This window comes from Rummeliibacillus sp. POC4, assembly GCF_003576525.1.
Lineage (GTDB): Bacteria > Bacillota > Bacilli > Bacillales_A > Planococcaceae > Rummeliibacillus.
On sequence record NZ_QWUA01000013.1, the window covers coordinates 1 to 13,588 of the forward strand.

Here is a 13,588-nt window from a genome sequence, read left to right on the forward strand (position 1 = left end):
TTTCTAGCCACATTAAGCAAAATGTTACAGGTAGCAAAATAATTAAGTACGCAATAACAAGCATAAACAATGCTTCATTTGTCTTATAATAAATGCCCATTAAATTTTTTGTAATATTTGTTAACTCTAAAATAGCAATCCCACTGAATACGGATGTTTCTTTAATTAAAAAGATACAGTTTGCACCAAATCCAGGAATACTATAAGAAAATGCTTGTGGCATAATAATATAACGAGCAAGTTGCCAATTATTCATACCAAGGGCTTTACCGCTTTCAAGCTGTGTTTTAGATACAGCTTCAATCCCTGATCTAAACACTTCTGTCATATAGCTACCACCTAAAAATGTAAGTCCAATAATGCCGCACATTTCACTACTTAATGTAAGTCCAATTTTCGGTAGACCGAAATATAAGAAAAAAATTTGGATAAGTAGTGGAGTATTTCGCGCAACTTCTAAATAGACGCGGATGATCTTTTGTAAGCCTTTTACCTTAAAGAACAATAATGAACTACAAATCATCCCGACAATAATCGCTAAAATAATACCGATAAAGGATAACTTAACTGTGAGCCAAAAAGCTTTTTTATAAAACGGGAGCACATCAATTACATATTGCCAATCAAATGTCATAAATTCCACCAACTAACGTTTTGACGTTAATAATGAATCGCCAGGTTGTAATGTATTGACGCCTTCAATTTCAACTGTTTCAGGGTATTTGATACCAGCTCCTGTGTTTAAACAAACGACGTGCTCTTCTTGTTTGATCCAGCCTTGTTCACGTAATTTTTTTGCTGCTGCAAATGTAGCTGCCCCTTCAGGACATACAAAATTACCTTCTAAAGATGCAACCTCTTTTTGTGCAGCTAACAATTCTTGCTCAGAAATCGCAATTGCACAACCTTCCGTTTTGTAAAGACTATCTAATACGAGAAAGTCGCCTAATGCTTTTGGCACGTTAATACCGAATGCGCAAGTTGTTGAGTCTTCAAAGAACTTAGATTCTTTTTCACCTTTTTTCCAAGCATCAACGATTGGTGCGCAACCTTCTGCTTGTACAGCTACTAGACGTGGGAATTTATCTTTTTCAATCCATCCAAGTGCTTGCATTTCTAAAATAGCTTTATAAATACCGATAATACCAACACCGCCGCCAGTAGGGTATAAAATAACATCTGGTACTTTCCAGCCGAATTGTTCAACAATTTCATACCCCATCGTTTTTTTACCTTCGATACGATATGGTTCTTTTAAAGTTGAGGCGTCATATACACCTGCATCTTGAACAAGTTGTGCAACCACTTTGCCAGCATCGCTAATTAAGCCATTAATTAAATGTAAATCACCACCAGCGATATGAACTTCTTTACGTGTGATTTGCGGTGCATCTAGTGGCATCACAATCGTCGCTTTAATATTAGCTTTCGCTGCATATAAAGCCCAAGCCGCGCCAGCATTACCATTTGTAGGCATCGCTAATTGTTTTACACCCAGTTCTTTTGCTTTAGAAATACCTACACTAGCGCCACGAGTTTTGAAAGAACCTGTAGGAATAATACCTTCATCTTTAATATATAAGTTATCTAGTTCATAAGTTGAACCTAATTTGTCAAGCTTTTCTAGAGGTGTTAAACCTTCACCAAGAGTGACAACGTCTTTCTCGTTATGTACAGGTAATAATTCATGGTAACGCCATAATGATGCAGAACGTCTTTGAATTTCCTCAGGTGTCACATGTTTTTTTACGTCTTCTAAATTGTAACGTACTAATAATGGCGATCCACATTCACATAATTGCTGAATTTGTTTTTCGTCATACGTTTTGTTGCATTTTGGACATTCTAGATGTGAAATAAAGCTAAATTGTGTCATTTTTATACTCCTTCTTCTATTTTTAATCTTTCTTCCTCATATAAAAAGACTACAGTAAATGACACTAATCCTTTTGCCATTCACTGTAGTCTTTGGTTGTCCAATCGACTAATTATATGATTAAGATAAATAAACTTTAACACAACTATTCCGATTAATCAACTATGTTTTAAAAACAGAAAAGTTTTCGTAACTTTGGTTACTGGCACATATTCTTAAGAAATATTATTTGAAAAGCTGATCAATATTTAAAATCCAATTCGCAAGATAATCACTAATCAGAATGAAAATAGGTAAAAAATAAATCTTCGTCTTATCCATTAATCTACCTGACATTACAATTGAGTAAAGAATACAAACAGTCGATAAAATGATTGTAATAATGCTTATATTATTTTTATCCCATGTAGCCTGCAAGTAGTGGGCAGAAAATATGAAAATAAAAATAAAGATAAAAAGTTTTAAATATTTCATTATGTAGAACTCCTTTTATACATACCAGATCATAAAAAAACTCGACATTCTCCAAAAAGAAAATGTCGAGGTTTTTTAGTGTAATTTTAAAAATAAACCAACGATTGAATAGATAATCACCGTTGAAAATAGAATTGTCATATGAAGCAAAGAATAGACAAATAATAGAGTTGCCCATTTCTTTGGTTCTTTTTTATGGTAACCATAAATATTCATCACAAGCCAAATAATACTTAAAAGTAAAGCAACGAGCATTAACCCTTTACTTAATGTGCCAAGCAATAAACAGCTGGCAGTTAATAGGATTAAATAGATATTCGTTGTAATATAAGTTCGTTTCATCCCTTTGGCTACTGGTAACATCGGAACATTTGCTGCACGATAATCGTCATACTTGCGAATAGAAATGGCATAGAAATGAGGCATTTGCCAGATTAGTGAGATGACAAATAGCCCTAGTATAGCTGGATGCATAATATTCGGATGAATCGCTGCCCAACCGATTAATGGAGGCATTGCTCCAGAGATACTCCCAACTTCGGTGTTGTATACAGTATGACGTTTTGTCCAGATTGTATAAGGAAATACATAAAAGAAAAGTCCAGTAAGCCCAAGCAACGCTGCTAAAGGTGTTGCGATATAAAGAGCTAAAAGCCCAATAATTGTGGAACCAATACCGATTATCCAAACGTATTTGATCTGTATATCACCAGTTACCGTCGGACGTTTTTTCGTTCGATTCATAATAGCATCGATATCTCTGTCGTAAATATTATTAAATGCCCCTGCAGCAGCGATTACTAATGCAGAACCAATAATCGCACAAATAATATCAAGCCATTTATCGAGTGGATTCAACTCATATTTATAAAGTGCTAGCGTTAATCCGGCAATCATTGTAATAAGATTCGATTTTATAATACCTGTTTTGACAGTCATCGCTAAAATTTTTGAGATAGATGGCTTCGATACAGTGACAGCTGTATCTTGTGATGCTTGGTCTCGTTTTGTGTCACTACCCATTATTTCATTTTTCATTCCTTTTCATAGCAAGAGCTCCACTATATTATAACAACTAATTGAGAAAAATTCATAGTTATTGAAATGGATTGCCTATCAGATAAAATTAAAACAATGCTTTAATCATACCAAAACTTTAACATAATATACATATTTAAAATTCCCCTGTCACAATAATGACATGATTTGCTTCCTTTTCTTTGTTTAAAATGTCTCTAGTATAAAATATTACCCAAAACTAGATTTACACTTTATACTTAATATAATTTGAAAAGAGTATTTGATAGGAGTGTCATATAAATTGAAATACGGTTTTATCGGGCTTGGAAACATGGCCACTGCGATTATTAAAGGAATGGTTCAAAGTAAGCGATTTAATGCTTCATATATTTTAGGTTTCAATCGCTCTTCACATAAAACAGAGAAATTAGTCGATGCGTATCAAATTTCAGGATGTTCGACATTAGAAGAAGTGATGAAAGCAGATGTCATTATTCTTGCAGTTCAACCACAAACGTTTGATGAGTTACTGCCAAAAGTAAATGAGTACTTATCTCCAAACCAAGTAGTCATTTCGATTGCTGCTGGAAAATCTATCGACTATTTAGAAACGAATTTACCTAAAGCTACATCTATTATTCGTGTCATGCCAAATATTAATGCAATTGTAGGGGCATCTACAACATGCTTTAGTGCTTCCGAAAATGCAACAAATGCAGATAAAGAAATGGTCACAAACTTATTTAATACAATTGGCTCCATGATTGAATTACCAGAAGAACAGTTTACCGTCTTTTCTGCAATCGCTGGTGCCTCCCCTGCTTTTAGCTATATGTATATCGATTCATTGGCAAGAGCAGCGGTTCGGGCAGGAATGGATAAGAAGCGTGCACTTGAAATCGCTTCAAGCGCTGTATTCGGCAGTGCTAAAATGATTATGGAAAGCAGTGAACACCCTTGGGAACTTGTCGATCAAGTATGCTCACCTGGTGGAACAACAATTGAAGGCGTAACTTCTCTTCAAAACGATCAATTTGAAAGCACCATTTTTGACGCTGTAAATGCGGTAATTGAAAAAGATCACACTCTTTCATAATATAGATTTCTTTCAATTACTTTAGGTAGACAAGCGTTAACCTGCTTCCACACTTTTTGTTAGGACTTACCCCATCTGATTAAAAGGGCTGCTCTAATTTTTGAGCAGCCTTTTTCATACATACCGATTATTCCTTTAATTCATTCGCAACTATCTTGCATTGTTTCATAAAGCTTTTATAATCTTCATGATTTGTGTCATCATTTGATAACTTTGCCTTTTTTAATGTCCTCTCCAATGCTATGGCTTTCTGTTGATCTTCTTTCTTCCAATTGGCTATTGTGTACTCCGTATTTTGTGGCAGTTTTTGTAGGGCTTTATTTATTTGAAGTAAATTGGACTGTTCATGTTCCGTCAATTTTGAATGTGCAAAATGTGATTTATCTAACACTTTCTCAAGAGAGTTTTGAATAGTAGAAGCTTGGTATGAAATGAGTTCTGGGTCTTTCCAGTTATTTTCCTTTTGGTGATTGATCGTCGCTTGTAGTTGGACGAGAGGCGCTTGAATTTCATCTAAGAAGTAAGATTCTTGTTGAAAATTATGTTGAACAATTGAATAGCAAACAAATCCAAGGGTCAATAAATTCGAAATGATTAAAAAAGTAATAAGCTGTTTGATTTTCAACATCATCCCCCCTTCTCTTATTATATTAGATTTCTTTCGTTTAAAATGTGAATTTCAAATTTTTACACTATCTTTATAGTAAGCGCTTTCATTTTTACTTAATATCTGTTATTATTATTTTCACAACAGTTATATTGAAAACTTTGGAGGCGAATTACTATGGAAATGAAAGCGGTTACTTCTTCTAAATTGGCTTCTGTCGGCTATAATTCTAGTGCGATGATTTTAAGAATTGAATTTATCAAAGATGGTGTATTCGAATACTACGGAGTTCCAGAATTGTATTACAAAGGTCTAATGGAAGCCGATTCACCAGGACGTTATTTCAAACAATTTATAAAAGACAAATATCGTTTTGTACGATTGCAAAGTCAGTCTTAACGTATGTATAGCTTAAAGCTTCGATGCCTTATTGGTATTGAGGCTTTTCTTTTAACTACAAGTATTACTTTATTCATTAAACGGTTGTAACATGACTTTTCTCATTTATTTTGGCTCTCTTAAATTATTAACATAATTAAAAGAAGTCCTTTTTTGTTAAGTTTCCTTTTCAAATTAAACGGACTAACGCAACCGTCTTGTTTTTATTAATTTTTACTAAATCCCTATGCAATTCTCACTTCAATTCAATCTCATCCGTATGTTCTTTATTCGCATGATCTTCCCATATAATCCGTACATGATAGGAATCTTCTTTTTCTGGTGCGTCTCCTCCATACAATTCGGGATACGAAAAAGGATGGAGTGTGTAGTTTTTTCCATTAATATCTTTAAACTCTTTGAACTCTGTTTGCTCAGCCATTACTTTTCCGTTTTTTATAAGTTCAAGCTTCTTCACTGTCAATTTTTCATCATTTTTTTGATCGACATTTGCTATCCATCCTATAGAACTTCCACCAATCTTTTCTTCTACATATTCGGCTTTCCATACGCTATTTTCCGAACTTCCGTCAATTTTATTTTCGTAGAAATTCCAATAAGTAATCGCCCCAAGTACTAATGCAACAATAAATACTAATATAAAATAGTTTTTCATCAAATCATCCCCTATTTGATAACCTAATCATCACTATCTATTATACCGAATAAATACATATGATAAAAATAAATCCAATACTTCATCTTCATTCGTTTACTACACTACAATCGCCATCCCTTGCTTCGGCTGCATATGTTTCTATCATTTCCATCATCACATCATCCAATTTTTTGCTTAATCTGCAATATAAATAACCAAATGGGTTTTTGATGTTGCATTTTTTTGTTTTTTGAATAACTTCTTTAAAAAGAGTGAACCCGATCTCTTCAAGTTTCATTTTTTGAGTTTGCCATACTTCCCATTTTAGTAATGGCTTGAGTTGTTTTTGGATTACGCTTAGAAATCTCTTTGTCGCCTTCGTTTCACCAGTAGTTGCAGCTAGATGATGGAAGATACGATTTCTTAATGATGAATTTAGCATCGGATAGGTATGTTTTACATATAAATGTTTTTGGTTAAGAGAATTAGATGGTTCCTTTTGAAAATTGGTTGCTTCATCCTTACGCTCACATGCATTTTCGGCTTTCTCTTGATGTGACACGCTCGATGTGTCATGCGAAGATAAAATTAAAATGATGTTGGCACCTTTAATGCCATTCATCTTTTTTGTATGTATACGTTGAATAATCTGAAGTTCTTCAAGATGTTTTAAACTTCGAAAAACGGTTCTTATAGATATTCCTAAAGATTCTGCGATTGTTTTTGCTTTTAGATGACATACCCCTGGGTAATCTAGTGCATGCGATGCGACTTTATATAAGACAGCTTTTTCAGATTCGGTTAATTCATAAAAATTTTTTCGAATATGCCCCTCAACATGTTCGTCCATTTCCTGTACGCTTTCAAATATGACATACGGTGCTAAATAGTCAAAACGCGCCATTTACATCTACCTACTTTCTTTCTATTTACTAATTACATAGAAAGTAGGAAGGAAAATCGGACAAAAATTTTATTGTAATGAAAGGAAGAAATATGAGAAACTATCAAACAAGAAAAGGCCCAAAATTTTAATTAATGACGGTCATAATGGAGAGCGATTCTTCATCATTTAAAAGATTATATTATGGAAATTTTATCAACTCACCCCATTACTTAGCCCTATAATTATACATATTTTAACTTTCAATCTTGTATCTAAAGATATATTATGCTATAATACATTTAATTTAATAAGGTTATCGAGAGTGAACGAGAGTCCTGGCTCATTGACTTCACAGCAACCTGCCAAGCGGTAAGGTGCTTCATCCAGCAAAGCAGTGCTTTGAATGATAACGAACGGGATTTAGCGAACCCCTCTATTGCATTCACAACTGCAGTAGAGGGGTTTATTTTTTTCTCTTCATACCTTATTGAAATAGAGACCATTTTGGCTCATAAAAAAGGAGAGAATCTAAAATGAACAGCAGTAGTCTTATTCGAACACAAATGATTCAACATCTATCAGCAAAGGATTTTTTCAAACATCTTGGAAATTGTGTTCAACAAGAGTTATCCGAAAATGGAGATGTATGTGAAGTAGTAGTCAAAACATTGCCCCATTACTACATGACAGTTAAGTTCCAAAGAAAGACATATCAATTGGCTTTCAAAAAAATTCAGATAAACCGATTGATGAAGGAAGAAATCTTCGCATTAGACCGAACCATTTGGATGATTTTAGAACAAAAAGGTCTCAAGATTCCAGTAACCTCAGGAAATTATATGAAACATGTATTTCCTCACGGGCACCGTACAGTGATTTGTACATCAAAATAATCTGTAACGTAAACAAAGGAACACCCGCTAAGCTTGGAGTGTTCCCTTGTTTCATTCTGGATTGATTCATTCGCGGAGGACTTAAATTGTCCGAAACGTGGATTCAATTTCTATTTGCGTGGATTGAACTCCCGATTGCGTGGATTGGATTCCTAAATGCGTGGATTAAACCCTGATTTGCGTGGATTGGATGCTCGATTGCGTGGATTAAACCCTGATCTGCGTGGATTGGATCCCAAAATACGTGGATTCCCCATCGTTTTGCGTGGATTGGCTAATAAAGTAAAGAAACCAAAGAAAAAGTCCTTAACCTATGAAGAGATTAAGGACTTAGTTGTTCTTCATTAATCTGAAATTTTTCGCTACCCCGCCTTATTGTGCTTGAGGTAGTGATTTTTCATTTTCTGTATATTGTTCTTCGCTACCTTTTTCAGTTTGCGAAACGTACATTGCACATACAGCATCTCCTGACACATTTACTGCCGTACGAGCCATATCAAGTATTCGGTCAATACCGATTATTAAAGCAATTCCTTCTACTGGTAATGACACAGCATTTAATACCATTGCTAACATGATTAGACCAGCTCCAGGCACTGCTGCTGTACCAATACTTGCAAGAACTGCGATGATGACAACAATCGCTAATTCTGTGATAGTAAGATTGACTCCATATACTTGTGCTATAAATACAGTTGCAACCCCCTGCATAATGGCTGTTCCATCCATATTTACTGTCGCACCTAGCGGCTGAACGAAACTACTTATAGATTTAGGGACACCTAGTTTAGTTTGAGCTAATTTCATAGAAATCGGCAATGTTGCACCACTACTTGAAGTACTAAACGCAACCGTCATGGCCGGGAAGAAATCCTTCACAAATTGAATTGGATTCTTTTTCGCCAAAAATTTAAGCGCACCACCGTAAACCAAAACAAAGTGAACGATTAATGCGACTAAAACGACAATCATATAAAGTCCCATTGCTTTAATCGCATCAAATCCTTGTTTACCAATCGCAGAAGCGATCAAACCAAATGTACCATATGGTGCAAATTTCATAACTAATGATACTAAATACAGCATAATTTCATTAGCCTCATCAACTACCTTTAAAGCAGACTTTACTCGGTCTCCCAAAAATGCTAAAGCTATCCCTATGAATACCGAGAAGAAAATAATTTGCAACATGTTTGCTTCTACAAATGCTGCTACAGGATTAGTCGGTATAATCCCTAATAACGTATCTGTAACTGCTGGTGCTTCTTGAGATTCATAGCTTAAACCTTCTGTATTAAATGTGCCTACCGTACCCGGTTTTATAATGGAAGCAAGTATAATGGCAATTGTTATAGCAATAGCTGTTGTAGCTAAAAAGAAGGCTATTGATTTCACACCAATTTTACCAAGTTTTTTAGGATCACCAATATTCGCAGTACCTAAAACAATAGAGAAGAAAACGAGTGGAACAACCAGCATTTTGATCAAGCTTATGAAAATCGTTCCGAGAGGTGTCAAGAAGTATTTGTCGATAGATGTAAAAGCGTTGGGCATTGATAAGTTCATCACAAGACCTGCAACTGCCCCCAAAATAAGTGCTATTAAAATGTGCTTCGCTAATTTCATAAATTTCCCCCTTTAACTTAAAAGAATATTCAATAAATTTTGTATCTATTACAATTATATACTATTTTTTTCTGCAAATGGTATAAAATTTTCTATTTTTCATAAAAATCGTGCTATAAGCCGTGCCCTTAAAAATTTAGAATAACTTAAAAGTTGTTTTATAAATAAGCTGTCGACTTTTCTAAATGGAATTGAATTTACTCTGCTAGGAATTAAACTGTCCGGAACGTGGATTCAATATCGATTTGTGTGGATTGGATGCCCGAATGTGTGGATTAAACCTTAACTTACGTGGATTGAAGCACCAACTACGTGGATTAAACTTATTTTTCAATTGATATCCTTTAAATAGAAACGGAAAGAAAAGTCCTTTCCTTAACCTCCGATGAGATAAGGACTTAATTTATGATGTATGTCAGAAATTTTAGTAACTCACAAAGATTCACACCTAACACCTTAGATACTGTAACTTGAAAATACGTCATTCACCACGTATACTAGAATTGTTATAAGCATAAATTAAAAAGACCGCCGATGTTGTCCCATCGAACGGTCAAAACGATAGTTGATTCCTTTAAGGGGATTGGCTCCAAAGGTAGAAATAACCCATCAGAGCGGCTAACTCAAGGATGGGTTATTTTTTATGATTAAATGACAGAATTGCAATGACTAACGTTGCAAACGAGATTGCAAACATTAATGCTTCAAATACTGTCATGGCATCACCCCCGGGCCCACACGATGTGGGTCATGCAGACGTTACCGCAGGACGCGGTGGTGTTAGTCTGCGCTCCTCTTTTTGGGAGTGAGCCAACCACCCTTGAGTATCATCTATCTATTACACATTACCAAACATTCGTTCTTATTAAAAGTTTAATAATTTTCATCGTTTACTTTTCACCCATAATATCACTACTATCACTATAATGATGAGTAAACAATATATTATTCCCATAGTGTTTCCAAACCAGTAAAGGAAATAGGGTAAAAGTATCGTTACTATACCTGATATGATAAGAACAATTCCAGTTCCTTTTGCTAATTTTTCTTTATCCCCTTCAAAAGTTGAGTCATTGTAACCCGCTATTAAAAAAAGCATCTTTTTAAACCATATCAAGTACCCTAAAAAGATATAGATTAAACCGACTACTGTGGTTATGATAAGTCCATCAGTATCCATAATCTACCCCTTTAGCTCTTTATAATATATTAGCCTAAAAATTTTTCGTGAGATTCCGAAGATAGTTTTTTCAACCTTTTTTCTACAGAAACAAACAATAGGATTGTTACTAAAATCATTAGAATTAGATTTATTAGGAGAGCATACTCATCCTTTGTAATAATAAAACTTATGATCGCTCCTACAACTAAATAAGCTATGCCATATTTTATTAGTAGCTTTGCACTGTAGGTATTTCCTTCTTTCCAAAGGGTCATGTTATTCATGGACCGTTTTGTTCGATAGCCGTAGATTGGGTTAATATCCTTTGGAGGTTTATAAAGTAATATGAAACCAGAAATAATGAAGATTGCTCCAATAAGAATGCTAATTCCAACATTGATTGATATCGTGCTCATAATCCCCCTCCTAATTACCATTCGTCCAGTACTATAGATTGATACCTTTTTTAATCGCTAGTGCTAGTCCTTGCGGGTTCTCCCATGCCATGGAGTGACCTGCATTTTTGACAAGTTCTATATTAATCTTATGATTGCTTAGTACCTTCAAATCAGGATCTGGTAATGAGTTTTCTCCAAAGATAAAAGTTTTAGGACAATCTAACGCATAAAGATTTTCACGCCATGAAGGTTCCTCTCCTTCAGCAGCTGATTTAGAAATAAGATACGCAGCTTTAGGAGACCATGTTGACAAGGCTGCAGCCCATATTTCATTTCCACTTTGACGACTATCATGCATTAACTGTTTAAATCCATTTTCTAAAAAATTTTGCATATCATATTCTGCAATGTACTTGCTCGTTGACCCTTCGCTACTTTTATCTAGATTTGCTTCACTTAAAATAATTCTATCTATACGATCACGACATTTAGTAGCTAAAGATATCGCTACTGCTCCACCTAAGCTGTGACCGAAAAGGATAAAGGATTCTAATCCAATCGAAGAAACAAATTCCGCAAGATATTCAGCATGACTATCTACGGTACAAGTGAAATCATTTGGTTTGTCACTATACCCTGCTCCTAAAAGATCTACTAAAATGCAACGATGATTTTTTAAAGCTTCTTGAGTTGCAACTTCAGGATAATCAAATGACCCCCACACCCCAGACCATGGATAAACATTATAGGAATATCATTTCCTGGAAAATCATGATAACGAAGAAAACAATTAGCTCTTTCTATATAATATTCTTTCACGGGAAAAACTCCCTCCTAACGGGACAATATCTTAATTTTCAAACTATTAAAATTATAATTTAAGCGCTCTTTTCATTTTAACAAGAATTGGCGATTATACCAAACTTAAAATGAAAGGAGCGCTTATCATATTTATATAGCTAAGATTTATAATCTTTAACTATAAATGGGCGATTCTATTTATATGAAAATTACATTGTTTCTTTCGTTTGAGGTAATTCTTCCTGCCACCATAGAGCTTCTTCTGGATCCTGTTTCATGACCTCACGAAGTTCTTTTTTCGTTTCCACCGCAGGGTAAGAACCTTTTAAGGCGCGACCTGAAGTTTGAACGAATAATATACTGAAGACGATTAAGCCAATCACACTTATAGCAGCTAAATAATAGGCTGGTGCTAGTGGATCACCTGTTACGTGTACTAAATAAGATGCGACAAGCGGTGTCGTACCACCAAATATCGAAACAGAAACGTTGAATGTTAATGCTAATGCGCGATAACGAACATCCGAGAAGAACAGACTTGGTAATAGAGATGGAAGTGTACCTTCATAGAAACTTAATAAGAAACCTAGTAAAAATACACCTGCGAAGATAAACCCGATGTGTGCATTTCCCATTAACATAAATGCTGGAATAGATAAGAATGTTAAACCGATTAAGCCAATCTGCACAATACGCTTGTTACCGTGTTTGTCAGAAAGACGACCTGCGATTAATGCTAACGGAATCATTAATGCCATAACAATTAGTAGAATGATTAAACTTGTTGTATTATCTATCCCTAATACTTCTGTTAAGTAAGATGGCATATAAGACAATACCATATAGTTTGTAATATTAAAGAATGCGACAATCACAACACTTAAAAGTAAATCCTTTTTATAATGTTTTAAAATTTCTTTAAATGTAAGTGGTTCTTCATCATTTTCTTCTTGTGCTTGTTCCATTTCTTCAAAAACGGGAGATTCATCTAAATGACGGCGTAAATATAAGCCGACAAGACCAATTGGTGCAGCGATTAGGAACGGAATACGCCATCCCCAAGCAAGCATTTGTGCATCGGATAATGCAAAAGTTAAAATCGTTACTAAACCAGAAGCGGCTATGAAACCTATTAATGTACCAATCTCTAGACCACTTCCTAGTGTACCGCGTTTCTTATCAGGAGAAGATTCAGCGATATAAACCATCGCACCTGAATATTCACCACCGGTTGAGAAACCTTGTATCAAACGAGCACCCAATAATAGAATTGGTGCCCAAATTCCAATTTGCTGGTATGTTGGGAGGAAACCGATTAATAAAGTGGAAATTGCCATCAAAATGATCGTAGTACTTAAAACAATTTTTCGACCATGTTTATCACCAATCTTAGCAAAAAATATTCCTCCAAGAGGTCGTACTAAGAAAGCGGCAGCAAATGTACCAAACGTAAAGACTAGTTGAAGCCCGCTGTTATCAACTCCAGCGAAGAATAACTTACTTAAAATAACGGCTAAATATGCATAAAGCCCAAAGTCAAACCATTCCATTGCATTACCGATTCCTGTGGCAATGACAGCCTTTCTTGCTTTCTTGGAACTTACTATATTAATATCTTGCGTTCTATTTCTAAATTATTTTGTTGCATACTCTAAACAGCTCCTTTAATGGTTTGCTATTTTCGAGGACTGCAAAAGATTTAAAAAACATTGT

Annotated in this window: 16 protein-coding genes, 1 pseudogene and 1 riboswitch; of the genes and pseudogenes, 4 read left to right on the forward strand and 13 right to left on the reverse strand. The window is 34.9% G+C overall.

Translation table 11 applies throughout. The features are described 5' to 3' along the window. From D1606_RS06360 to cyoE, 4 genes are all read right to left on the reverse strand, one after another. Positions 1-634, reverse strand: a 634-nt coding sequence (locus tag D1606_RS06360) for an amino acid ABC transporter permease (protein WP_147414460.1), incomplete at its 3' end; no start/stop codon positions are given. 12 nt (positions 635-646) lie between these two features. Next, complete coding sequence (locus tag D1606_RS06365) at positions 647-1,876, reverse strand: threonine synthase (RefSeq protein ID WP_119415191.1); 1,230 nt, start codon at positions 1,874-1,876, stop codon at positions 647-649. A 225-nt stretch (positions 1,877-2,101) separates the two neighbouring features. Then, positions 2,102-2,350, reverse strand: coding sequence for a hypothetical protein (locus D1606_RS06370; RefSeq protein ID WP_119415192.1), 249 nt, complete (start codon positions 2,348-2,350; stop codon positions 2,102-2,104). Positions 2,351-2,425: 75 nt separating this feature from the next. Continuing rightward, positions 2,426-3,373 (reverse strand): heme o synthase, encoded by a 948-nt coding sequence (gene cyoE / locus D1606_RS06375; RefSeq protein WP_119415221.1) that lies wholly within the window; start codon positions 3,371-3,373, stop codon positions 2,426-2,428. A gap of 298 nt (positions 3,374-3,671) precedes the next feature. Here cyoE and proC point away from each other — a divergent pair, with 298 nt between their 5' ends. Continuing rightward, a complete protein-coding gene (proC, locus tag D1606_RS06380; protein WP_119415193.1) occupies positions 3,672-4,466 on the forward strand; it encodes a pyrroline-5-carboxylate reductase in 795 nt (264 codons plus the stop codon). Between the two features lie 127 nt (positions 4,467-4,593). Here proC and D1606_RS06385 read toward each other — a convergent pair whose 3' ends face one another. After that, positions 4,594-5,091 carry a hypothetical protein gene (locus D1606_RS06385; RefSeq protein ID WP_119415194.1) on the reverse strand — a complete coding sequence of 166 codons (498 nt, stop codon included), beginning with the start codon at positions 5,089-5,091 and terminating at the stop codon, positions 4,594-4,596. A 159-nt stretch (positions 5,092-5,250) separates the two neighbouring features. Here D1606_RS06385 and D1606_RS06390 point away from each other — a divergent pair, with 159 nt between their 5' ends. Then, the gene (locus D1606_RS06390; protein ID WP_119415195.1) at positions 5,251-5,472 is read left to right on the forward strand and encodes a KTSC domain-containing protein; all 222 of its coding nucleotides are present in this window, start codon (positions 5,251-5,253) and stop codon (positions 5,470-5,472) included. 235 nt (positions 5,473-5,707) lie between these two features. On the opposite strand, the gene D1606_RS06395 is transcribed toward D1606_RS06390, so the two are convergent. Further along, positions 5,708-6,127: a hypothetical protein gene (locus tag D1606_RS06395; RefSeq protein WP_119415196.1), complete on the reverse strand. Its 420-nt coding sequence runs from the start codon at positions 6,125-6,127 to the stop codon at positions 5,708-5,710. 88 nt (positions 6,128-6,215) lie between these two features. Next, complete coding sequence (locus tag D1606_RS06400) at positions 6,216-7,013, reverse strand: helix-turn-helix domain-containing protein (RefSeq protein WP_119415197.1); 798 nt, start codon at positions 7,011-7,013, stop codon at positions 6,216-6,218. A 292-nt stretch (positions 7,014-7,305) separates the two neighbouring features. Next, positions 7,306-7,408: riboswitch (SAM riboswitch) on the forward strand. A gap of 120 nt (positions 7,409-7,528) precedes the next feature. Between D1606_RS06400 and D1606_RS06405 the strand changes: the two genes are divergently transcribed. Beyond that, positions 7,529-7,888, forward strand: coding sequence for a hypothetical protein (locus D1606_RS06405; protein WP_119415198.1), 360 nt, complete (start codon positions 7,529-7,531; stop codon positions 7,886-7,888). A gap of 156 nt (positions 7,889-8,044) precedes the next feature. Beyond that, complete coding sequence (locus D1606_RS18615; protein ID WP_147414462.1) at positions 8,045-8,236, forward strand: hypothetical protein; 192 nt, start codon at positions 8,045-8,047, stop codon at positions 8,234-8,236. A gap of 24 nt (positions 8,237-8,260) precedes the next feature. On the opposite strand, the gene D1606_RS06410 is transcribed toward D1606_RS18615, so the two are convergent. The 6 genes and pseudogenes from D1606_RS06410 to D1606_RS06430 all read right to left on the reverse strand — a co-directional run bounded on the left by D1606_RS06410 (position 8,261) and on the right by D1606_RS06430 (position 13,523). Beyond that, a complete protein-coding gene (locus D1606_RS06410) occupies positions 8,261-9,514 on the reverse strand; it encodes a dicarboxylate/amino acid:cation symporter (RefSeq protein ID WP_119415199.1) in 1,254 nt (417 codons plus the stop codon). A gap of 634 nt (positions 9,515-10,148) precedes the next feature. Then, entirely contained in the window at positions 10,149-10,232 is an 84-nt protein-coding gene (locus D1606_RS19290; RefSeq protein WP_367269485.1) for a putative holin-like toxin, read from the reverse strand. A gap of 165 nt (positions 10,233-10,397) precedes the next feature. Then, entirely contained in the window at positions 10,398-10,694 is a 297-nt protein-coding gene (locus D1606_RS06415) for a DUF3784 domain-containing protein (RefSeq protein ID WP_119415200.1), read from the reverse strand. Between the two features lie 29 nt (positions 10,695-10,723). Beyond that, positions 10,724-11,092 carry an SdpI family protein gene (locus D1606_RS06420; RefSeq protein WP_119415201.1) on the reverse strand — a complete coding sequence of 123 codons (369 nt, stop codon included), beginning with the start codon at positions 11,090-11,092 and terminating at the stop codon, positions 10,724-10,726. 31 nt (positions 11,093-11,123) lie between these two features. Then, on the reverse strand, positions 11,124-11,798 hold the full coding sequence (locus D1606_RS06425; protein ID WP_233548037.1) for an alpha/beta fold hydrolase: 675 nt from the start codon (positions 11,796-11,798) through the stop codon (positions 11,124-11,126). Between the two features lie 286 nt (positions 11,799-12,084). Beyond that, positions 12,085-13,523 (reverse strand): annotated as a pseudogene (locus tag D1606_RS06430) (MFS transporter). Positions 13,524-13,588 lie beyond the last annotated feature (65 nt).